Origin of the sequence: Halioglobus sp. Uisw_031, assembly GCF_047729875.1 — a bacterium.
Taxonomy (GTDB): domain Bacteria; phylum Pseudomonadota; class Gammaproteobacteria; order Pseudomonadales; family Halieaceae; genus Marimicrobium.
Genome location: NZ_CP159826.1, coordinates 25,149 through 46,119, shown reverse-complemented (window position 1 = coordinate 46,119; position 20,971 = coordinate 25,149). Strand labels below are relative to the sequence as shown.

Annotated in this window: 20 protein-coding genes; 7 read left to right on the top strand and 13 right to left on the bottom strand. The window is 53.4% G+C overall.

Features of this window, described 5'->3' with window-relative positions:
• Nucleotides 1-191: 191 nt before the first annotated feature.
• A complete protein-coding gene (locus ABXT62_RS00205; protein ID WP_415356534.1) occupies nt 192-2,429 on the bottom strand; it encodes a hypothetical protein in 2,238 nt (745 codons plus the stop codon).
• 123 nt (nt 2,430-2,552) lie between these two features.
• Nucleotides 2,553-4,427 (bottom strand): hypothetical protein, encoded by a 1,875-nt coding sequence (locus ABXT62_RS00200; protein WP_415356533.1) that lies wholly within the window; start codon nt 4,425-4,427, stop codon nt 2,553-2,555.
• 371 nt (nt 4,428-4,798) lie between these two features.
• Between ABXT62_RS00200 and ABXT62_RS00195 the strand changes: the two genes are divergently transcribed.
• The 5 genes from ABXT62_RS00195 (at nt 4,799) to ABXT62_RS00175 (ending at nt 9,174) form a co-directional block, all read left to right on the top strand.
• Nucleotides 4,799-5,308 (top strand): Lrp/AsnC family transcriptional regulator, encoded by a 510-nt coding sequence (locus ABXT62_RS00195; protein ID WP_415356532.1) that lies wholly within the window; start codon nt 4,799-4,801, stop codon nt 5,306-5,308.
• A gap of 103 nt (nt 5,309-5,411) precedes the next feature.
• On the top strand, nt 5,412-6,191 hold the full coding sequence (locus tag ABXT62_RS00190) for an SDR family NAD(P)-dependent oxidoreductase (protein ID WP_415356531.1): 780 nt from the start codon (nt 5,412-5,414) through the stop codon (nt 6,189-6,191).
• Between the two features lie 69 nt (nt 6,192-6,260).
• Complete coding sequence (locus ABXT62_RS00185) at nt 6,261-7,463, top strand: multidrug effflux MFS transporter (RefSeq protein ID WP_415356530.1); 1,203 nt, start codon at nt 6,261-6,263, stop codon at nt 7,461-7,463.
• 53 nt (nt 7,464-7,516) lie between these two features.
• The gene (locus ABXT62_RS00180) at nt 7,517-8,524 is read left to right on the top strand and encodes a cysteine synthase A (protein ID WP_415356529.1); all 1,008 of its coding nucleotides are present in this window, start codon (nt 7,517-7,519) and stop codon (nt 8,522-8,524) included.
• A gap of 32 nt (nt 8,525-8,556) precedes the next feature.
• Nucleotides 8,557-9,174, top strand: coding sequence for an NADPH-dependent FMN reductase (locus ABXT62_RS00175; protein WP_415356528.1), 618 nt, complete (start codon nt 8,557-8,559; stop codon nt 9,172-9,174).
• Between the two features lie 69 nt (nt 9,175-9,243).
• Here ABXT62_RS00175 and ABXT62_RS00170 read toward each other — a convergent pair whose 3' ends face one another.
• Genes ABXT62_RS00170 through ABXT62_RS00160 form a run of 3 tightly spaced genes read right to left on the bottom strand, consistent with a single transcriptional unit; the run spans nt 9,244 to nt 10,914 of the window.
• Nucleotides 9,244-9,894, bottom strand: a complete 651-nt coding sequence (locus ABXT62_RS00170) for a thiol:disulfide interchange protein DsbA/DsbL (protein WP_415356527.1) — start codon at nt 9,892-9,894, stop codon at nt 9,244-9,246.
• Between the two features lie 59 nt (nt 9,895-9,953).
• Entirely contained in the window at nt 9,954-10,586 is a 633-nt protein-coding gene (locus ABXT62_RS00165) for a c-type cytochrome (RefSeq protein WP_415356526.1), read from the bottom strand.
• 34 nt (nt 10,587-10,620) lie between these two features.
• Complete coding sequence (locus ABXT62_RS00160) at nt 10,621-10,914, bottom strand: c-type cytochrome (protein WP_415356525.1); 294 nt, start codon at nt 10,912-10,914, stop codon at nt 10,621-10,623.
• Nucleotides 10,915-11,030: 116 nt separating this feature from the next.
• Between ABXT62_RS00160 and yihA the strand changes: the two genes are divergently transcribed.
• A complete protein-coding gene (gene yihA / locus ABXT62_RS00155; RefSeq protein ID WP_415356524.1) occupies nt 11,031-11,678 on the top strand; it encodes a ribosome biogenesis GTP-binding protein YihA/YsxC in 648 nt (215 codons plus the stop codon).
• A 13-nt stretch (nt 11,679-11,691) separates the two neighbouring features.
• Here the strand turns inward: yihA and polA are convergent, their stop codons facing one another.
• The 5 genes from polA to ABXT62_RS00130 form a co-directional block, all read right to left on the bottom strand.
• The gene (polA, locus tag ABXT62_RS00150) at nt 11,692-14,412 is read right to left on the bottom strand and encodes a DNA polymerase I (RefSeq protein WP_415356523.1); all 2,721 of its coding nucleotides are present in this window, start codon (nt 14,410-14,412) and stop codon (nt 11,692-11,694) included.
• A gap of 96 nt (nt 14,413-14,508) precedes the next feature.
• Entirely contained in the window at nt 14,509-15,153 is a 645-nt protein-coding gene (locus ABXT62_RS00145; protein ID WP_415356522.1) for an SCO family protein, read from the bottom strand.
• Nucleotides 15,150-16,049, bottom strand: a complete 900-nt coding sequence (cyoE, locus tag ABXT62_RS00140; RefSeq protein WP_415356521.1) for a heme o synthase — start codon at nt 16,047-16,049, stop codon at nt 15,150-15,152. The genes ABXT62_RS00145 and cyoE overlap by 4 nt, the downstream gene beginning before the upstream one ends.
• Complete coding sequence (locus ABXT62_RS00135; RefSeq protein WP_415356520.1) at nt 16,049-16,714, bottom strand: hypothetical protein; 666 nt, start codon at nt 16,712-16,714, stop codon at nt 16,049-16,051. Before ABXT62_RS00135 ends, cyoE begins: the two co-directional genes overlap by 1 nt.
• The gene (locus tag ABXT62_RS00130) at nt 16,715-17,485 is read right to left on the bottom strand and encodes an SURF1 family protein (protein WP_415356519.1); all 771 of its coding nucleotides are present in this window, start codon (nt 17,483-17,485) and stop codon (nt 16,715-16,717) included.
• Between the two features lie 67 nt (nt 17,486-17,552).
• On the opposite strand from ABXT62_RS00130, the gene ABXT62_RS00125 reads away from it, so the two are divergent.
• A complete protein-coding gene (locus tag ABXT62_RS00125; protein WP_415356518.1) occupies nt 17,553-17,774 on the top strand; it encodes a DUF2909 domain-containing protein in 222 nt (73 codons plus the stop codon).
• Between the two features lie 37 nt (nt 17,775-17,811).
• On the opposite strand, the gene ABXT62_RS00120 is transcribed toward ABXT62_RS00125, so the two are convergent.
• From ABXT62_RS00120 to ctaD, 3 genes are read right to left on the bottom strand one after another with little or no spacing between them, the layout of a single operon-like run.
• The gene (locus tag ABXT62_RS00120; RefSeq protein WP_415356517.1) at nt 17,812-18,786 is read right to left on the bottom strand and encodes a cytochrome c oxidase subunit 3; all 975 of its coding nucleotides are present in this window, start codon (nt 18,784-18,786) and stop codon (nt 17,812-17,814) included.
• 43 nt (nt 18,787-18,829) lie between these two features.
• On the bottom strand, nt 18,830-19,390 hold the full coding sequence (locus ABXT62_RS00115; protein ID WP_415356516.1) for a cytochrome c oxidase assembly protein: 561 nt from the start codon (nt 19,388-19,390) through the stop codon (nt 18,830-18,832).
• Between the two features lie 11 nt (nt 19,391-19,401).
• Nucleotides 19,402-20,964, bottom strand: coding sequence for a cytochrome c oxidase subunit I (gene ctaD / locus ABXT62_RS00110; protein ID WP_415356515.1), 1,563 nt, complete (start codon nt 20,962-20,964; stop codon nt 19,402-19,404).
• Between the last annotated feature and the right edge of the window lie 7 nt (nt 20,965-20,971).

Sequence of the window (20,971 nt, the reverse complement as noted above, 5' to 3'; positions counted from 1 at the left end):
TGCTAAGCGACGCGCGTGCCAGAGCCCTAAAAAAACAAGCGTCCAACACAGCACCTTTGGCTCTAATTTCCCTTTTCGCATCCGAGCCTATTCAGACTTTGCTCGGCGCGCTGGTCCCATCTCATTCGAGTCAACTGCTAGTAAGCAACATTCTCTGTTACGGCCGTCGCTAGACTTGCCGTTCTTTCGCCTTAATTTAGTACATAGTTTGGATGGTCGAGGGCAAACTTCGAGACTACGGCAGAATCGCAAACAGCAGGAACAACTGTGGTAGCTCCGCAGTCATCAATGCCATGCACCGTCTTGCAATCACCCACCGAGAATGGTGCAGTCAGGTTTAACGGATCGAACTGCAAAAGTGGTGGTGGCGTTGTGGCGTCGGAGACGTTCTTCCATTTTTTTATCTGCGCGCAAGCAGACACAAGGGGAGCCGGGGGGATGCTGGCACTGCTGGGCGCAGCCTTGCACTCTAGCGGTGCCTTCAGCTTGCGAGAGTAAGGCTCAACTTTGCAGCAAATATCTTTTCCGTTAGCTCTGAGTGGACGGTACATGTAAGGGTCCTCCACACAGGAGTTAACGCGAGGGTCGGAAGGATAATCCCTACCGGTCGGATTATAATAAGCTGAAATCGTTTTCTGAGGCGTGTCCGTCGCAGGCTCAATCACGACTTCATTGTACGCCATCTGATTATTGGGCCAACCAGAGCTAAGACACTCATAAGGTGGCACCGTCAATTTCTTGTCCGCTGGCTGACACGCAATGCCGCGCTGATACACGAGCATCGCAGCAATATCTTTTGGGTTGATCGAACATTGGGGGGACGCGCCACAAGCTGCTGGGTCAACTTGAATAGTCTGCTTTGGTTGATTTATATTGCAGAGTGGGCCGCACCATTGCTGCTCAGTTTTCTGTCCGGGGGCACTCCCGCACCCCGCGGAAAATCCTGATTCAGCAGGCCTGCTATCAGTGCCGGCATCACTCCCAAAGACACAACTTACTGAAGTATCCGGTATGGATAGCACCGCCCCGCCCTGATAAACGCTATAGACGCTAACGGTTGGTCCGACTGCATCGGAGTCTATCTCCCCCTTGTCCCGGGTCGGGTATGTAACGTTATATGCATTGATGTAAGAGCTCGACCAGCGCGCGCCTCCGCCCTGCCCGTTACCTGGCATCCAAGGTTTGAGCGCATCGTCTGTGCCGTCCCACCCGTGGACAAGAACACCCGCATCCGATGGCGTGCCGGGGGAGGTGAAAATGGTCGCCTCAGTGACTGAGTTATAGCAGGCGTTCAGCTTATCCGCAAATGCAGCCGCGCACGTTTCTGGCGTTGCACATGCCCCTGCTTTTTTGAGACTAGAAGGCGTAAAGCAGCAAGCATTTGCTGGATTTTTGTTACATGCGTCAGATCCCTTGACCGCCGCAACCGTATCCTCAACCCCACTGAAGCCTTCTCTAGGCGTGGCTGACCTGATGAAAACGTTGTAGGCCCCGTCCACAAGACCGATATTATTAATCTTACATGCACCAGGGTCGCCGTCTGCTGCATAACCGCAGCTACCGAACAAACTCGAGAGTGTGCAAACATCGGGCGATTCAGCAGGGTTCACCACGTCTTTATTGCTGCACAAATAGATGTTGTTTACGCGAGTGGTCGGGCCGCTGCCGCCACCGCTGGCGGCGATATTAATGTTCGTCGCATCGCTGATGTAATCAATCTGCGTACCACCGTATCCATCTTCAGCGTCAAAGGTTTTGTCGGCCCGGGTGCCATACCACCAGTGAGAGGCGGTGCCACCCTTGGTACCGGGGGCGTCGATATTTTGAAACCAGGCAGCGCCCGCGGCAATCGGGTCGGCCTGACGAACCGTTGACTCACACGTCACTTCATCCGTGATGTCAGGGACTAGGATATCGGTGCAGGCGGCGCCGTCATGTTCACAGCCGGAGATTGCGGGTTGCACCGCACCGCTTGCGACCGTATCGGCGGCTGCCGCGGGGTTGCAAGGGGTCACTTGGCCAAGAGACGTGGGGCATTCTGGGCCCGGAGCTGTTTCTTGCGCAAGACTAGAAGAGTCCTCGATTCCGACGGTACCTTTAAAGCAAGCGTCGTTGCCATCACTGTCTGGCCCCCAATAGTAGGTCTGGTCCCAATATTGGACCTTGATGGGGTCGATAGCGCCGCTCAGGAACGGTTGAATGACTTGAATGTTAGGGTAAATGCCCGCATTGGGATCGACAGCGCCCAAACCCCCGTCAGACCCGTCAGACCCGTCAGACCCACCAGATCCCAAAGAACCGAACAAATCATTATCATCGTTGCTGCTGCCGCAGCCACTAATAACGCCTAATGACAAAAACGCCACCATCAGGGCAAAGCCCATGGCCCTGCGCATTTTGCCGCCAACTCGGTAAAGGCCATTCATCATTTTTTCCTTTTCTTTGCTTGTCTTTTTTTCTTGCCAATTCGTTTAGGGACTAAACCCCGAATAAAAATGCGGCTAACATACTTACTGTAAAACAAGCAGGCAGCCCGCGCCTCCTGAATGCCTTTAGGTGCTCGGCGACCAGTAACCCCGGGCGGAGGGCGAACCTGGCACAAATTCGTTGCAGTCGACTTCGAATCCCTTGTCAGCGTCGCATCGGTATGTTTTCCCCTCGTACGTAACACAAAAGTTTTTTGTTGTCCCGGGTACGCCGCCCTTCGCCCATTCCTTGTATGGAGCGGCATTTATACAAGCAGCGGGGGCAGGAAGTGCACATCTTGCGCTGAGGTCCAAAGGTTGGCATGCCTTTTGAGGAAACGTATTACAGTAGCTTGCATCTGTATCATCGTCGCCTCTAACGCTCATATTTCCAGTTGGATTTCCAGTCCACGGGTAAGAGCCTGCAGCCCAGTTTTTAGGTGGCGTAAAATTTCTTGGCTCGCACCCAGCCACACCCATGGGGATGTATGTTTTAAAGAACGTAGATCCTACCGGTGTATTCCACATTGTATAGCAGCCGCCTCCGTAGTCTGGATTTGGTTCGCCGTCCGCAGTTTCACAAGCTAAATCGCATGGTTTAGTGGTATAAGCGGGAACCTCCGCCGTGGATGACTTGTAGGGGGCTGGCCGGCGTAAGCTTGCATATCCTGTATAACGATCCGAGTCTATTGTGCTTTTCATTTCGCATGTAGTTGGTTTCGGAAATGGGCCATAAGGTGTTGGCGCTGTATACGGAACGCCTGCCTTTATACTCAGGACGTTTGATACCGTTACAAAACTATAACCGGCGGCGATCGCAGTATCCATCCAAGCGCCGAAATCTGGATTGGCGATTATTTCCTGGGGGTGCAATGCGATCATGGTTGCCTCGCCCAGTTTATTGCCGTTTGCTACATCTATCGCGAGATCCAGTGCCCCCCAATCTAGACACCCGACTTTCGCAGCGTTGGGGACATAGGGAAATGGGTCCTTATGGGGACATTCTGCTGCTGCAGGTATGGTGCAAACGAAATCCGTATTGCCAGCACATAATGGCAGCTCCATCGCCCCGGCCCCTGCGGCCAATACCGGTACTGTCACATTATATACCTGATATTGGACCGTCGAATTAGTGTCATTATCAATATAATTAAAGTCCGTATTACGTGTAATTGTTGTCTTACTGGATCCGCTTCCAGAACCCGGCGTTGCATAATTACTAAAGTAAAAAATACTGCTGCTCGGTGGCAACGGGTCGACGGGCCTGGTGCGCAAATAATCTAGGTAGGCCTGGTAAGCTTTCTTCCATGCAACATCGGCCTTGACCTTGATCGGGTCATTTGGTGCGGGGCTTCCCGGATAGAAAAACGGTTGCCTAAATCCTAAAACTGTTTGATGCTCCATTATCGTTGTCCAATAGTATAGGATCTCATATAAGTCTTTCATTTCGGAATACCATGCGTCTGGGGTATAAATAATACTTCGATAACTCTCTCCATCATCTGTGGCGAAGTGAGAAACCGTGTGGTTCGCTACTTCATTTCCGTCTCCTGCCCACCGATCAAAATTATTGATCGCGGAAGAATAACCAACAGTAGCAAAGTACGTCATTTTTATAGGGGTGCCGTCTTGATTTTTCCTTGTTGCTGGGTCGTAGAGTTTTTGTAGCAGATCATAATTATCGTCACCTAATGAATCATCAAAAGTCACCATAATGCATTTTGATTGATCGCTGGCGTTACAGCCTGGAGTTTGAGCCTCGGGCGTCTCTTCCCCACCAAAGCCACCGTCAGACCCGTCAGACCCGTCAGACCCTTCAGACCCACCAGATCCATCAGATCCTCCAGATCCATCAGACCCACCAGATCCCGAAGAACCGAACAAATCATTATCATCGTTGCTGCTGCCGCAGCCACTAATGGCGCCTAATGACAGAAAGGCCACCATCAGGGCAAAGCCCATGGTCCTGCGCATTTTGCCGCCAACACTGTGCTGTGAGCTCATAATTCTTCTCTCTTTTGATGGCTTTATCGTGTGTCACTTAACAAAGTGCCATAACCGCGCTAAGTGAACGACAGTAGTATAAGTATAAAAACCAATGTTAAAAAAAAAGGACTATGGCCCTGCAGACCTGAGCCGTCAAGCGGTATATACGTGTTATTACTAGGACCGCCTAACAAATGCTTTTGGCGAGGCCATTATTTTTCTGTCAAAACGCTTCACCCATTATTGAGAGATAAGTCGGCCGGCTATCTGCGCGATTTATCACTATAAAATAACTCCTTGTTAGTGATATAGTCTATTCTGTAAGCTGGAATATGCTATCAATCTATATGTCATTAAGGTGGCGCCCTGTGAAACTCGACCGCACCGACCGCAAGATATTGAAGGCTATGCAGGCCAATGCCCGTATCAGTAATCTAGAGCTGGCCGAGGCCATAGGCCTTTCACCCACGCCCTGTTCCCGCCGGGTAAAGCGACTGGAGGAGTCGGGCATTATCCGCGCACACGTCACCCTCCTGAACCAGTCCGTGCTGGGCCTGAAGCTTACCGCCTATATTGGTATCACCATGGATCGCCACACCCCAGATCGCTTCGAGGCTTTTGAGGCTGAGGTCACCGGCTACCCAGAGGTGATGGAGTGCTCGGTGGTGACTGGCCAGAGTTCGGATTATCTGCTCAAGGTGGTGGTGCCAGACATGGAATACTATGAGCGCTTTCTGCTGGGCAAGCTGACCCGCATCGCGGGCGTCACCGGCGTGCATTCTAGCTTTGAGTTACGCCGCGTAGTGCTCAAAACCACACTGCCTCTCGACCACATCTCAGACGCCCCCCAATTATAAAAGAACGGCTGGTATTCGCCTTGCGTTAAAGCCTTGCTTGCGGCGCGAAGTGACCGCAGACTATGACCCCTTGCAGTTAACAATAATAAAAGGGGGAGTGGCTATGATCGACATGTCCGACAAGGTTGCCATCGTAACAGGCGGCGCCAGTGGTATGGGCCAAATAACGGCTCGCCGTTTAGCGCAACAGGGCGCAAAGGTCGCTATCTTTGACGTCAATGATAAGGCGCTTGAGGAAACGGCCGCCGAGGCGGACAATATCACCGCCTTTCACTGCGATATCTCTGACCTGCAGGACGTGCAGGCCAAAGTTGCGCAAGTTGTTTCGGCACTGGGGCCAATCGAGCTGCTGGTGCATGCCGCCGCCCTGATGCCCGCCCACAAGCTTATAGACCACACCCATGAGGGCATGGAGCAACTGTTCCGTATCAATTACTTCGGCACCACGTATATGGTCAGAGCCGTTCTGCCGGCCATGATGGCGCGTGGCAGGGGCCGCATTATCGCGTTCGGCTCCATTGCTGGTATTGCCTTGGTGCCAAAAATGGGCGCCTACTGCGCGACGAAGGCCGCCGTCAACGCCTACATCGAAGTGCTGCAAAATGAGATCCGCGGCTCTGGCGTGCATGTCCACCTTGTGTGCCCCCCCGCGGTGAATACGCCATTAGTAGACCAAACCATCTCCGGCGACACGCCCGGAAGCATCTTGGAAGCGAAAAAGGGCGGCCGTCTTGGCGACCCCGAGAAGATGATCGACGCCATCGAGAAAGGCGTTAGGAAAAACAAAGACATCATTTATCCGAAGGAAGCAAAGCTGCTCTATCTGTGGCGCGCGCTGTTTCCAAAGCTGTGGTGGAAAGTGGTGATGAACTTTGAGAAGTAGGGTCTCAATGAAAGGCGCTCTGGTGAAGACTTTGCGTTAGTTCGCCGTATGGTCTAGCATCGCGGCGCGATGACAACTCGACAGCTACATCCCGACTCCCCCTGGTTACTGGCATTACTGGCCGCACTGGTCGCTCTTGGCCCGCTCAGCATAGATGTCTACCTGCCAGCAATGCCGATGATGACGGCTGCGCTGGACACAGACATCCAGCACATGCATCTGACATTAAGCAGCTATTTAACCGGCTTTGCCCTATTTCATTTAGCCTGCGGGCCACTCGCAGACCGCTTCGGCCGAAAGCCTATTCTTATCGGCGGAACCCTAATATTTATTGCCGCATCTATTGCCTGCAGCCTTTCTAAGACCGTTGAAGAACTGGTATTTTTCCGCTTTGTACAAGGTATCGGAGCCTGCGTAGGCCCCACGTTGGCGCGCACCGTCGCGCGAGATGTTTTTGGCCCTGTCCGAGCGGCTAGGGCATTATCCTTGATCGCGATGATGATGGCGCTGGCACCGGCTATTGCCCCGGCGATGGGCGGCTTCATGATGCTGTGGTTGCCGTGGCCCAGCATTTTTATCTTTCTTGCTGTCTACGGCATTGCAATGATAATGCTGATACATATCTTCCTCGGTGAATCACTGCCACTGCGCCAGAGTTTACACCCGCTGTCTATCCTTGCTAACTACGGCACGTTATTGCGCAGCCCGCTGTTTTTAGTTGCCACTTTTTCCAGCGGCTTCGTGTACGCCGGCTTTTTAGCCTATCTTGCGTCTTCCAGTTTTGTCTACATCGACATGCTGGGTGTGCCGATGGAATACTTTGGCTTTACCTTAATCACGTCGGTTATTGGCTATATGGTTGGCAGCGGGTTAAGCGCCCGCTTCAGCAGAAAATACACATCGGAACAACTGATGCTGGCAGGTGCCGCTCTCGCAGCAGGCGCCGCCTTCGCCATATGGATAGGGGCGAGCCTGCTACCCAACAGCATCGCAGTGATGCTGCTACCCATGATTTTCTATTCTGTCGGTATCGGGTTCATGCTGCCAAATGCGATGGCCCTCGCACTGAGCCAATTTCCCTACATTGCCGGTACCGCATCCGCGCTGTTCGGCTTTGTACAGATGTCCCTTTCCGCGTTTGCGACGGCCATCGTAGGCCGCTATCTCGTCGACTCACCTGCCCCTATGCTAGATTTCATGCTGGCGATCAGTGGCTTGGCGCTACTGTTAAGCGTGGTGTTATTTCGCGTGCGCACACACCCAAAACCCTGACCCTATGGCTTTGCTGTGGCATACTCTCATTGGAATTTTGTGGAGACTACATCGTGCATACCGCCTCTGATGTTACACAGCTGATCGGCAATACCCCGCTACTGCACCTGAAACAGGTGTCGGAGAAAACCGGTTGCACGATTCTTGGCAAAGCGGAATTCCTCAACCCGGGCGGCTCGGTTAAAGATCGTACCGCCTTGGGTATCATTCGTGCCGCACAAGCATCCGGCGAACTGCAGCCCGGAGGGCGCATCGTAGAGGGCACCGCGGGCAACACCGGTATCGGACTCACCCTGCTGGCAAATGCCATGGGCTACACCAGTACCGTAGTGATGCCCCTTACTCAGAGCAAAGAGAAAATCGATACCCTTGAATTGCTAGGGGCAGACCTGCGCCTCGTGGGCGCGACATCTTATTCCGATCCCAACCACTACACACACACGGCAGAAAAACTAGCGAAAAAATTTGCGCAGCGCGAAGAACATGGTGCCATCTGGGCACGTCAGTTCGACAATCTTGCGAATATGGATATTCACTGCCGCACGACCGGGGAGGAAATCTGGGCGCAAACCGAAGGAAAAGTAGACGGTTTCATTTGTGCGGCAGGCACCGGCGGCACCATTGCCGGGGTGTCCGTGGCGCTCAAAGAACACAACCCCGGTATCGCTATCGGGCTGGCCGATCCTGCGGGTGCAGCTTTATATGAATACGTTCGCAGCGGGGAATTGACCCCTAGCGAAGGCAGCTCCATCATGGAAGGCATAGGCATCAATCACATCACCGACAATTTTGCCCATGCGCAGGTCGATGTCGCTTTCAGAATCAGTGATGAAGAAGCGCTGCCCTATATTTTCGATCTACTAAAGCACGAGGGCCTGTGTCTCGGAGGCTCTGCAGGCATCAACATTGCAGGAGCCGTTCGACTTGCGGAACACCTCGGCCCCGGACACACGATTGTCACCATCCTTTGCGATTACGGCAATCGTTACCAGAGCAAACTTTTCAACCCCGTATTTCTTGAGAACAAGGGCCTACCCATTCCCGAGTGGCTTGTTATCTAAATCATTTAACCTTTAGTAAATAAGGATTATCCATGAAGATCGGCATCATCTGTGGCAGTCATCGCTCGAACTCTCAGAGCGGAAAAGTCGCACGCTATATTGAAAACGCACTGTTAACGCAGGGCCTCTGTGACGCCACCTGGCTCTATGATCTGGGTGGCAATCCACTGCCTCTATGGGATGAAAGTATTTGGGAAGGTGATGAGCAATGGCAACAAATACTCACGCCCTTAAGCCAGCAGCTTAAATCCTGCGACGGTTTAGTGGTGGTGTGCCCCGAGTGGCACGGGATGGCGCCTGCGGGATTGAAAAACTTTTTCCTGATGTGGACTGCCGGCGGAGAGCTAGCGCACAAGCCCGCCCTGATTGTGACCGTATCAACCGCAGACGGCGGCTCTTTCCCCATCGCCGAACTACGGATGAGCAGCTACAAGAATAGTCGTATCTGCTACCTGCCGGAGCATTTGATCATTCGCAACGTCGATACGGTGTTTAACGAAGACCCTGCGCAAAACAAGCCCGACGCCCAAGAATACTTCGACGATCGCTTGGCCTATTGTCTTGCGATGTTAAAAGAGTATGCGCTCGCCTTCAGACAAATTCGGGCAAGCGGCAAAGCATCACTGGAAACCTATACTAGCGGAATGTAGCACTAGGCCTAGGCCCGCTCGATACGGCGAGGAGTTGCCTCTTGAGCGGGAAGTCGTTGCGTCAGAAAACTAGTTGCTTGCGCTAGCGGTGCGCTCTTGCTCAACCAGGAAATCAACAACCTTCAACATGTCTGACTGACCGCCCGCCTTGCGACTACTAACATGGTATTTGCCGTTAACCATTAGGGCTGGCGTTCCCGTTATCTGGGCAGCCTTAGCAATCGCAATGCCTTGACGGACCTGACTACTCACACCAAAAGAATTAAACGCTTTATTAAAATCGTCTTCTGACACCCCGTTGGACACGAACAAGGCCGCAATGTCGGCCTGTGATGCTAGAGGCTTGCCATCAACATTCATTGCCTGAAAAATCACCGGGTTCATTGTGTCCAACACGCCCAGTGTATCGGCCGCGTAGTAGGCCTTGGCGTGCAGCTCCATTTTTTCCGCCCATACCGCAGGGATGCCGCGAAAACTAACATCGTCCGGCTGAATTTTCTTCCACTGCTCCAGCATTGGCTCAAAGGTGTAACAATGGCCACAGCCATACCAGAAAAATTCGGTGACTTCGATCTTATCGGCGTCGACGCCACGCACCGGGGGTGAAATGAGGTCATAGTCAATCCCGGCCACGTAGGTTCCGGTGACATCCTCGGCCACGGCGTAAGACATGCCAACGGCCAGCAAAGATAAACTCAGCAGCATATTTTTAATCATCATTCTCTCCACAATAAATAGTCCTCTGTATAAGACAACAGAAATAGCGAATTGTTCTATCGCTACTTCAGTCCAGCGATGTAACTGGATACCGCTTCAATATCATTGTCGCTGAGGCGAGAAGCGTTGGTTCGCATGATTTTCCCCTCACCATCGTTAGTGCGGCCCTCAGGGTCTTCATAGCCCTTACGGTAGGCGCGTAATTGATCGGCGATATATTGCGCATGCTGGCCTCCCAACGCCGGAAAGCCAGCGGGGGCATTACCCTGCCCGGTAGGCGAATGGCAGGCGATGCAGGCGGCCACATTACGGTCTGCGACACCGCTACGATAAATTTGTGCGCCCAGCTCTAGCAACTCCGGGTTGGTCTGGCCGCCCGTAGACGTTTGCACAGAATAATAGGCCGCAATGTCGGCCAAATCCTGCTCGGTCATACCATCAAGCAACCCCGCCATGGACGGCACCTTGCGCACGTCATCTTGAATGTTATTCAATTGCTTTAGGAGGTACTTCTCACCCTGGCCAGCCAGCTTAGGGAACGGCGCCATGCTATTCCCGTCGGCCCCATGACAAGCACTACAGACAACCGTCTGACTTTTACCCGCAGCCGCGTCACCGACCGGGTTAGCGTTAGCCGCAAAGCCGCTTGATGCCCAGCCCAGTGTCAGGCCGAGCAGAATTAATACTCTTTTCATGTCAATTCCAGATAGAACGTGAATAGATGTGCACTTAGTCAGCAGGAGCCGCCATGTACTCGATCATCGCCGTGTATTCTTCATCGGTGCAGTCAGCGCACAGACCTGTCGGAGGCATGGCACCAAGGCCGTTTCTCACTGACAGGATCAATGCAGGCATTCCTTTTTCCAGACGAGGTTGCCAGGCGGCAACGTCGTGCGTCTTAGGTGCACCGGCGGCACCACTTGAGTGGCACGCACCACAGGATGCTTGGTACTTCGCTGGCGCCGGGCCCGCAATGGCACCAACAGCAGAACACATCAAAATGACGGCAAAAAGCTTTTTCATTCGAAAACCTCTACTTACTAGAAAACCGATGGCCTGCACACGCATTTGATAACAGGCGAAAAAAACCTGTGGCATTATATACGAAGTACACACACCAAAAAAGGCAATCCCTTACAATGATAGAACCCGAGCACGTCCTAGCGCCCACAGCGCCCAAATACCGCGGCGCACAATTTCTGACCAGTGCCGCAAAGCTGTCTCAGTGCCCGCCCGACGTTGGTTGGGAAGTGGCCTTCGCTGGCCGCTCCAATGCCGGAAAATCGAGTGCAATCAATAGCTTAACGGACAATAAAAAGCTCGCGAAGACGTCCAAAACGCCTGGCCGTACCCAGCTGATCAACTTCTTCGAGTTATCTGACAGTCAGCGCCTGGTCGACCTCCCTGGCTACGGGTTTGCAAAAGTTCCCATCGCCGTAAAGCGAGAATGGACGAAACAGCTGGAGAATTATCTGCAAAACCGCCAGTGCCTGCGCGGCTTGATCCTACTTATGGATATTCGACACCCCCTGCAGCCCTTTGACCATCAAATGCTAAACTGGGCGCTGCAGGCCTCCATGCCTGTGCACATCCTTTTGACTAAGGCCGATAAGCTCAGTCGAGGTGCTGCCGGGACCGTCGTATTACAGGTCCGCGATGCGCTAAAACCCTTTGGCGAGCTGACCAGCGTACAGTTGTTTTCCGCCCTGAAGCACGATGGCCACAAGGCGCTTACCGCGGTGCTGGATGCATGGATGACCCAGATGCAGGAGGGGGACGCTGGTTAGCGCGGATATCGCGCTAGTGTGCCTCGTCCCAGTTATCTCCCACTCCGGCCTCAACTAACAGCGGAATCGCCAGCTCAGCGGCCTCAGACATGAGACGGCATACCTGTTCGCGAACCGGGTCCACTTCATCGTCTGCCACTTCGAACACTAGCTCATCGTGCACCTGCATAATCATGCGGGCATCGACCCTGCCCTGCTGCAGCCAGTCATCCACCGCCAGCATTGCCCGCTTAATAATGTCCGCCGCGGTGCCCTGCATCGGCGCATTGATCGCAGTGCGCTCGGCCGCCTGCACCCGCATCTTGTTGCGAGCGTTAATTTCCGGCAAATAAAGACGCCGCCCGAACAGCGTTTCTACATAGCCCTGCTCTTTGGCCAACGCTCGAGTACGGTCCATGTAATCTGCCACGCCCGGATAGCGCTCAAAGTAGCGCTCGATGTACTGTTGGGCCTCGTGTCGGCCAAGATGCAATTGCTTGGCCAACCCGAACGCAGACATGCCGTAGATGAGGCCAAAATTGATCGCCTTGGCCTTGCGTCGCTGCTCGGTAGTCACGGCGTCAAGCGCGACTTCAAAGACTTCAGAGGCGGTCGCGGTGTGCACATCTCGCCCCTCATTGAAGGCTTTGAGCAGCCCCGCATCCGAAGACAGATGGGCCATAATGCGCAGTTCGATCTGTGAGTAATCTGCCGCAAGAATTTTATAACCCGCAGGAGCGATAAAGGCTTGGCGAATACGCCTGCCCTCCTCCGTGCGGATCGGTATGTTCTGCAGATTAGGGTCCGAGGACGACAGTCTACCCGTCGCGGTCACCGCTTGGTGGTAAGACGTGTGTATTCTGCCCGTGACCGGGTTCACCATCTGCGGAAGTTTATCGGTGTAGGTGGATTTAAGTTTGCTCAGGCTACGGTGCTCGAGCAGCACCTTGGGTAACGGGTAGTCCAAGGCCAACTCTGCCAGCACCTGTTCAGCGGTAGAGGGCGCCCCCTTCGGGGTTTTTTTGATGGCCGGCAACTGTAGCTTTTCAAACAGAATGTGCCCCAACTGTTTGGGCGAGCTCAGATTAAATTCCTCCCCCGCTAACAGGTGGGCTTGCGCCTGCAGCTGTTGCAACCGCTCTCCCAACTCACCACTTTGTTGCACCAGCAGCTCCCTGGAAATCAACGCTCCCTGGCGCTCAATGCGCGACAACACCGGTATCAGCGGCACCTCTAGTGTGGTCAGGACCTCCGCAAGACGGCCCTGCTCTTCCAGTTTTGGCCACAGAGTGCGGTGCAGCCGCATCGTGATATCCGCATCCTCGGCGGCATAGGGCCCGGCCTCCTCCACGTTAACGTGGTTGAACGTCAGTTGCTTGACCCCCTTGCCCGCAACATCCTCAAAATGGATGGTCTTTTGCCCAAGATATTTGAGCGCCAGGCTATTCATGTCGTGGCGCGTAGCGATGGAATCCAGTACGTAAGATTCGAGCATGGTGTCAAAGCGGATGCCGCGCAACGTGATATCGTGATTGGCAAGTACGCTGGCGTCATACTTGAGGTTCTGGCCGACTTTAGCCCTAGTTTCATCTTCCAGCAGAGGTTTTAGCGCAGCGAGCACTGCCTCACGCTGCAGCTGCGGCGGCGCACCCAGATAGTCATGTGCCAGCGGCACATAAGCCGCCCTGCCCGGCTCTACGGCAAAGGACACACCCACAATGCGCGCCTCCATATAATTGAGGCTGGTGGTCTCGGTATCAAATGCAAACAGTTCGGCTGCCGCCAGTGTTTCCAGCCAGACGTCCAATGCAGCCTGCTCTGTCACAATGTCATAGTCCACATCCATCTGCACCGCCTCTGGAACAGGCGCCTCGCCCGCATCCAAAAGCTCGTCCAGCCACGAGCGAAACTCCATCCGCGTAAACCAGTCGACCAAAGCCTCCTGATCCGGGAGGGCGTTGGTAAGCTGCTTGGGGCCTTTTTCCAGCGCCACATCGGTTTTGATCGTCGCCAACAAATAGGACAGGTAGGCGCTGTCTTTTTCTTGGGCAAGCTTCGCGCCCATGGTCTTGGCGCCGCGAAAAGACAGCTGTGACACTTGTTCCAGATTAGCGTAGATGTCATCGAGGCTGCCCAAGCCCTGCAGCAGACCCAGCGCCGTTTTCTCTCCGACACCCGGCACACCCGGAATGTTGTCCACCTTGTCTCCCATGAGCGCTAGGAAATCGATAATCAGCGAGGGTGGGATACCGAATTTAGCTTCTACGCCGGCCTCATCCATCACCGTGTCGGTCATCGTGTTGACCAACGTGGTGTGCGCATTCACCAGCTGCGCCATATCTTTGTCGCCGGTGGAAATCACCACATGCGTCCCTTGTTCGCTCGCCTGGCGCGCTAACGTGCCGATCACATCATCGGCCTCCACGCCCGGCTCACAAATAAAGGGTAGGCCCATGGCCTTGACGATTTCGTGAATGGGTTCAATCTGCTCGCGCAATTCATCCGGCATCGGCGGCCGATGCGCCTTGTATTCTGCGAAGATAGCGTCTCTGAAGGTCTTACCTTTGGCATCAAACACCACCGCCACCGGGCTGTCGGGGTAATCCAACAGGAGACGTCGCAGCATGCTGATCACACCGCGCACCGCGCCGCTATTGAGGCCACTGGAAGTCGTCAGCATAGGCAGCGCGTGAAATGCTCGGTAGACATAGGACGAACCGTCGACCAGAACCAAGGGTGCAGTGGTGGAATCCATAATAGAACTCACTTTGTCAGGTGCCGCGCACAGAAAAGGGCAGCCAATTTAGTATTATACGCTAGCACACGCTATGGCGCTGGCTATGGCGTGATGCTATCGGTCCCAAATGAAGCGCGCAGAACGATAGGTCACTTTCATCTTAGCCAAGTCCAGGGGTGCCCTGAAAAAACCGTGGTAGTCACCTCTTGGGTTGATAAGTACTATATTAGAACTATGGTCAACCTGATAACTGCCGTCTTCGTCCATCACCTTACGAAAAGGGGTGTTGAGTTTAGTCGCAAAACGGTGAATATCGAGAAATTCGCCTGTCACACCGATAAAGTCGGGGTTAAAGTAGGGCATATAGTCCGCCAGCTGCTGCACGGTGTCCCGAGCCGGATCCACGGACACCATGACCACCTGCGGGTCCTGAGCCTCAGTACCTTCCAGACTCTCTAGGAACGTATTAAGGAACGTCATGGTGGTGGGGCATATGTCTGGGCAGTGGGTGAAGCCAAAAAACACGAGCGTCCACTGACCCTCCAAGCGGCCAGGATTGAACGGATTGCCATGATGGTCAATAAGGTCAAATTCGCCGATATTTCTCGGCGTTTCCAACAAATAGAGTCCATTTGCGCTCATTTCTGACGCGGTCATTATGCGCGGCAGCGAAACTCTATAGACAAATCCAGCGACAATAACGGTGATAAATAACAGCAGGCCTGCGATGGTCAATTTGATGTTGCGTGACTGGCTCATAGTGCGGCCACAGGAAAGACGTAATGATCGACCAGCATGATAACGAAGAGTGCCATCAAATAGAAAATCGAATATTTGAACGTCTTCATGGGGGCATTCGGGTTCTTGTCCCGCAACAGCTCAATGGCCCAGTAGAGAAAGCCAACCCCCAGGGCCACCGCGCCCAACAGGTATAGCGGTCCACTCATGCGCGTGACATAAGGCAATAGAGTAACCAAGAACAAGAGGATTGTGTACAACAGGATATGCAGCTTGGTGAACGCCACTCCGTGAGTAACAGGCAGCATCGGTATCGCGACGGCGGCATATTCCTCGCGTCGATGAATAGCTAAAGCCCAAAAGTGAGGCGGCGTCCACGCAAAAATAATCAGCACCAGCAGCAGCGCATGGCCGTGGATTTCGCCAGTGACCGCAGTCCAGCCGAGCAGGGGAGGGGCCGCACCTGCCAATCCACCAATCACGATATTTTGCGGCGTCGCACGCTTGAGAAACATGGTGTAGACAAACGCATAGCCCACCAGGGAAGCCAGTGTGAGCCAAGCGGTAAGCGGGTTAATCCAGACGATAAGGATATACAGGCCCACCCCGCCCAAGGCCATAGCAAACAGCGTCGCCTGCAGATTGGTCACCCGACCCTGAGCAATGGGTCGGTTGTGCGTGCGGGTCATTTTTTGGTCTACCTGCTGGTCGACCAGGTGATTGACCGCTGCCGCAGAGCCCGCGCAAAGGCCAATACCCAAATTGCCCAGCACCAAAATATGCAAGGGCACCATGCCAGGAACCGCCATAAACATGCCGATGGCCGAGGTGAGAATCATCAAAAGAACCACATTGGGCTTCGTGAGCTCTTTATAGTCGCGCCAAGTGGCGGCGCCTGTCTGCCCTAGGTCTGTCATTAGCCACCAGAGTTTTTGAAAAGAAATTTAAGATCTGCAATCACGTCTTTATAAGGAACCTGTTCATTGTAAGACATCATAATCCATCCTGCGGGGTCTGCCAGATACCATGTGCCCGCATCTGATGAGTATTCCTCAAACAGCGCATTATAGCCGGCGGCAGACAGCGTCAGGGCCTGCAACCCACGGTGCTCCGTCGCCAGGTATTCCAAAAAGTCTCCGGCAGCCGGAGCAGGGCGCCCATCGCTGAGCTGAGATACTACCAGCTCTGTGTCACCTGTGTGTTCCTCTTCAATATAGAAACGGCGAAGACGGCTGAAGTGCTTGCCCATGGCCACCTGAATCTGGCGCGTCACATACAGGCTCTTTTCGCAGGCCTCGTCACAATGTCCTCCCGCAGCGGGAATCAGCATCGCCCAGCGCGGCTCCATATCTGCGAATTTTAGGATTACGCCGGACTCGTCAAGCAGCGTCTGATCGTCCAGTTGTCGCGGAGGCTGTACCAGTTCACCCCGGTTTGCGGTGCCCAAAATGCTCACGATATCCAAGTCACCACGGACCACAAAATACCACAGCCAGGTGGCCACCAGAGCCACCGTTACCGGAATGCCGCCTATCAGTAGCAACACCATGCGGTTGCGTGTCATTGAATGTGTTTCTGTCATTTATTTGCCCGTTTTCCATACGCCGGAGATGACTTGCCCAAGATTACTGCTGCGCAGCAGGTAAAACACCAGCAATACCCCCGCCATCGCAAACCACTGCACCGCGTAGCCGTGGTGCTTCTGCGGGCTCATATTCACTACCTGCCAATTCACCGTCAGCGCTCCCTGCTCTCCCGCGGCAATACGAACGGGGTAGGGGAAGACACTGTCCGCGCCTTGTGCCGACATCGCGGGCTCAAGTATATTCATTTCTACTGCCTGTATAACCTTGGGCCAGCCCTGTTCCAGTTGCTGTTCCGCCAGCAAATAGGGCTTTCCTGGCGCAACATAAACCTGACCCATAACATCCACCGACCCTTCGATTACCGGCACGTCCGGCAATGCCCGCCGGCCAGAATCGCCTGCTATCCAGCCGCGATTGACCAGCACGCTACCCGCGCTATCGGAAAGCCGTAGGACATTTAACACCTGATAACCGAACTTGCCGTTGTGTATCTGGTTGTCCAACAGAAAATACTGATCAGCCAAATAATTACCGCTCACCTGCACAGGCACATACGCGAGCGACTCTGCAGATTGGTTCCATAGCTCAGAAACAGGCGCTGGCCGCTGCCGCTGACGCTCCTCAAAAGAAGACGCCAGCGCTGCTTTTTCGTCGGCACGCTGCAGCTGCCAGAGGCCCAAGCTGAACATCAACGGAACCATCACCACCGTAAACAAGGTAATGCGCCACTCAAGGTCAAAATGTAATCCGGTTTTTTCTCCAGACATTATCCTGCTCCAAGGCAAATCGGTTCGACTGGTTTATACTGCACCGAACTGTTGAGGGAGACATCCATTGTTAAAAACTACAATTGTACTACTGATGCTGGCGCTGGTCGCCAGCCTAGGAAGCGGTTTCTATTACTTGATGCTCGACCAGGGTAACAAGGAAAAGAAGCGCACCGTTCACTCTCTGGGCGTTAGACTCGGTATTGCCGCCGTGCTCCTGACACTCGTGATTTACGGCGTCGCTACTGGCCAATTAGGTCACGTCAACCCCTGGGATACCGGGCCATAACAGGCAACGGGCACCCAAGTTAGAACGCGAAAACGACCTAAAGAATGTACACAAACAGAAACAAAAATACCCACACCACGTCGACAAAGTGCCAGTACCAGCTGGACGCCTCGAAGCCAAAATGGTCTGTCGCTGTCATTTGCTTGCCAATCACAGAACGCAACAGCTGGATAAGCAGCATCGTCATGCCCATGAATACGTGAAAGCCGTGAAAGCCCGTCAACATAAAGAAGGTGGAGCCGTAGATGCCTGAATTCAGCGTCAACCCGAACTCATTATAAGCCTCATAGTATTCCATAATCTGTAGGTACACGAAGATCATCCCGAGGGCCACCGTGATACCCAGCCACAAGTTGAATTTTTTCTTGTCGCCCTTGAGGATGCCCAAGTGTGCGATATGGCAGGTGACACTGGAGGTTAACAGAACGAGGGTGTTCCACAGTGGCAGCCAATGCCACCAGACGTGTGCATCAGCAAAGGACATGCTCGTGTGGGCACTGGTGAAAGAGCCGTTATTTGCGATGAGCTGTGTTGTTGCGCCACCCATTGCTTCCTGCGGTGTCTGCATCATCGGCCATGAAAAGTCGAAACTAGGCCAAAGCAGCCCGTTCATGCGCCCGCCATCACCTTCGCCGCCAAGCCAAGGGCCTGCGAGATTGCGCACATAGAACAGCGCGCCAAAAAATGCAAAAAAGAACATGAGTTCAGAAAAAATAAACCAGAACATGCCAAGCACATACGATTTTTTCAGCTGGGCGCTATTGAGGCCCGCAATGTTTTCCCTGATGGCAGTTCGAAACCAGCTAAAAAGCGTAGCGGCAAAGAAAAACATCCCGAATAAGAAAATAGACCACGAGTTGGTGGCCTCATCCGGATCCCCGAACGTCATATCATTCATGATGCCCGAAGCGCCATAGATGCTCAGGATCAGGCCTGTAGTGGCGCATAATGCCAGCCTGCTCTTCTCTGGTACGTAATACTTCTCGTACTCCGTGGAAGTCTGACCTGTCATAGTGTTTCTCCGTTTATAGCGTGCCGGCACCCCAGCCCGCACATCAGCGTGCGGCCAAGGCGCCGCTCGCCATATCTGTTACATCAAAAATGGTGTACGACAGGGTGATGGTGCCGATGTCGCGCGGCAGGTCTTGGTCGACAATAAACTGCAGCGGCATTTCTGCCGAGCTCCCGCCATCGAGGGGCTGCTGGTTAAAACAGAAACACTCTGTTTTATGGAAATACTTCGCCGCTCTTGACGGTGAAATGCTGGGTATCGCCTGAGCAATCATCGCATCTGGCCTAGGGTTGTGCGCAAAAAACACCGTATCATTCACTGCGCCCGGATGCACCTTCATCGCCGTTTTTGTCGGCGAGAACTCCCAAGGCATACCCGCGTTGTTAGTCGCAATAAATTGTATCGTTATCGTGCGGCTTTCATCGACCCTCGCTTCGACGGCGGTGTAGGCTTGCCCATTCGTTTTGCCGTTAATGCCCAGCACATCACATAGCACGTTATACAGCGGCACCATCACCACAAAAACAAACGCAAACATGATCACCGCAGTCACGGCCAACTTGGCCGAGGTGTTGACGATGGGATTATTGCTCAGTTTCAACATCGTAATGCTTTCTACTTAACCAGTGGCGGAGTTTCAAAGGTGTGGTAGGGCACAGGCGTGGGAAGTGTCCACTCCAGGCCTTCCGCGCCGTCCCACACCTTTTCATCACTGACCGGGTCGCCGGCCACAATGGTTGCGATCACGTTGTACAAGAACAAGATCTGTGAAGCGCCATAAATAAATGCGCCAATACTGGACATCATATTGAAATCAGCGAACTGCAGGGCGTAATCGGGAATCCTACGCGGCATGCCCGCCAAGCCCACGAAGTGCTGGGGAAAGAATGCCAAATTGAAACCAATGAATGAAATCCAGAAATGGGTTTTGCCCATTGTCTCGTTGTACATACGACCACACCATTTGGGCAGCCAGAAATAAATGGCTGCCGTCATGCTGAATACCGCGCCGGCCACCATGACATAATGAAAATGGGCAACGACGAAATAAGAATCGTGATATTGGAAGTCAGCAGGTGCAATAGAAAGCATCAGACCCGTAAATCCGCCAATAGTAAACAGAATTATAAAGCCAATGGAAAACAGCATTGGTGTCTCAAAAGACAGTGCTCCGCGCCACATGGTAGAAATCCAGTTAAACACCTTCACCCCAGTTGGCACAGCAATCAACATGGTCGCGTACATAAAGAACAATTCACCCGCAATGGGCATTCCGACCGTGTACATGTGGTGCGCCCAGACAATGAACGAAAGAAAGGCGATAGACGCGGTGGCATATACCATTGAGTCATAGCCAAATAGCGGCTTGCGGGAAAACGCAGGAATAATCTGCGACACCACGCCGAATGCTGGCAGGATAATGATGTATACCTCGGGGTGCCCAAAGAACCAGAATATGTGCTGGAACAGTACCGGGTCACCGCCGCCCGCAGCGGAAAAGAAGCTAGTGCCAAAGTGTACGTCCATTAACATCATGGTCACCGCGCCCGCAAGCACCGGCATTACAGCGACTAACAGGAATGCTGTTATCAGCCAGGTCCACACAAATAACGGCATTTTCATATAGGTCATGCCAGGAGCACGCATATTCATTACCGTCGCGATGATATTGATTGAACCCATGATGGAAGAAAGCCCCAATACATGGATACAAAAAATAAAGTACGTCACCGATGGACCGGCATAAGTTGTCGACAGGGGGGCATAGAAAGTCCAGCCCGCTGCGGGCGCACCGCCTTCCATAAACAACGTAGACGCTAACAACAAAAAGGCCGGAGGAAGAATCCAGAAGCTCCAGTTGTTCATCCTCGGGAGGGCCATATCTGGCGCGCCGATCATCAGCGGAATCAACCAATTCGCCAGGCCGACAAAGGAGGGCATGATCGCCCCAAATACCATGATGAGCCCGTGCAGGGTGGTCATCTGGTTGAAGAACGCGGGCTCGATCAACTGCATGCCGGGCTGAAACAGCTCGGCACGAATGATCATGGCAAAAAAGCCACCCAGCAAAAACATCGAAAACGAAAACCACAGGTACATGGTCCCAATATCTTTGTGATTAGTGGTAAAAAGCCACCGACTAAGGCCCTTGGCAGGACCGTGATGATGATCGCCCATCGTTAAC

Excerpts from the sequence above, each read along its gene's own strand:
- ABXT62_RS00205 (WP_415356534.1), bottom strand. The coding sequence starts at position 2,429 with ATGATGAATGGCCTTTACCGAGTTGGCGGCAAAATGCGCAGGGCCATG.
- ABXT62_RS00200 (WP_415356533.1), bottom strand. The coding sequence starts at position 4,427 with ATGGGCTTTGCCCTGATGGTGGCCTTTCTGTCATTAGGCGCCATTAGT.
- ABXT62_RS00195 (WP_415356532.1), top strand. The coding sequence starts at position 4,799 with ATGTCATTAAGGTGGCGCCCTGTGAAACTCGACCGCACCGACCGCAAG.
- ABXT62_RS00190 (WP_415356531.1), top strand. The coding sequence starts at position 5,412 with ATGATCGACATGTCCGACAAGGTTGCCATCGTAACAGGCGGCGCCAGT.
- ABXT62_RS00185 (WP_415356530.1), top strand. The coding sequence starts at position 6,261 with ATGACAACTCGACAGCTACATCCCGACTCCCCCTGGTTACTGGCATTA.
- ABXT62_RS00175 (WP_415356528.1), top strand. The coding sequence starts at position 8,557 with ATGAAGATCGGCATCATCTGTGGCAGTCATCGCTCGAACTCTCAGAGC.
- ABXT62_RS00170 (WP_415356527.1), bottom strand. The coding sequence starts at position 9,894 with ATGATGATTAAAAATATGCTGCTGAGTTTATCTTTGCTGGCCGTTGGC.
- ABXT62_RS00165 (WP_415356526.1), bottom strand. The coding sequence starts at position 10,586 with ATGAAAAGAGTATTAATTCTGCTCGGCCTGACACTGGGCTGGGCATCA.
- ABXT62_RS00160 (WP_415356525.1), bottom strand. The coding sequence starts at position 10,914 with ATGAAAAAGCTTTTTGCCGTCATTTTGATGTGTTCTGCTGTTGGTGCC.
- yihA (WP_415356524.1), top strand. The coding sequence starts at position 11,031 with ATGATAGAACCCGAGCACGTCCTAGCGCCCACAGCGCCCAAATACCGC.
- polA (WP_415356523.1), bottom strand. The coding sequence starts at position 14,412 with ATGGATTCCACCACTGCACCCTTGGTTCTGGTCGACGGTTCGTCCTAT.
- ABXT62_RS00145 (WP_415356522.1), bottom strand. The coding sequence starts at position 15,153 with ATGAGCCAGTCACGCAACATCAAATTGACCATCGCAGGCCTGCTGTTA.
- cyoE (WP_415356521.1), bottom strand. The coding sequence starts at position 16,049 with ATGACAGACCTAGGGCAGACAGGCGCCGCCACTTGGCGCGACTATAAA.
- ABXT62_RS00135 (WP_415356520.1), bottom strand. The coding sequence starts at position 16,714 with ATGACAGAAACACATTCAATGACACGCAACCGCATGGTGTTGCTACTG.
- ABXT62_RS00130 (WP_415356519.1), bottom strand. The coding sequence starts at position 17,485 with ATGTCTGGAGAAAAAACCGGATTACATTTTGACCTTGAGTGGCGCATT.
- ABXT62_RS00120 (WP_415356517.1), bottom strand. The coding sequence starts at position 18,786 with ATGACAGGTCAGACTTCCACGGAGTACGAGAAGTATTACGTACCAGAG.
- ABXT62_RS00115 (WP_415356516.1), bottom strand. The coding sequence starts at position 19,390 with ATGTTGAAACTGAGCAATAATCCCATCGTCAACACCTCGGCCAAGTTG.
- ctaD (WP_415356515.1), bottom strand. The coding sequence starts at position 20,964 with ATGGGCGATCATCATCACGGTCCTGCCAAGGGCCTTAGTCGGTGGCTT.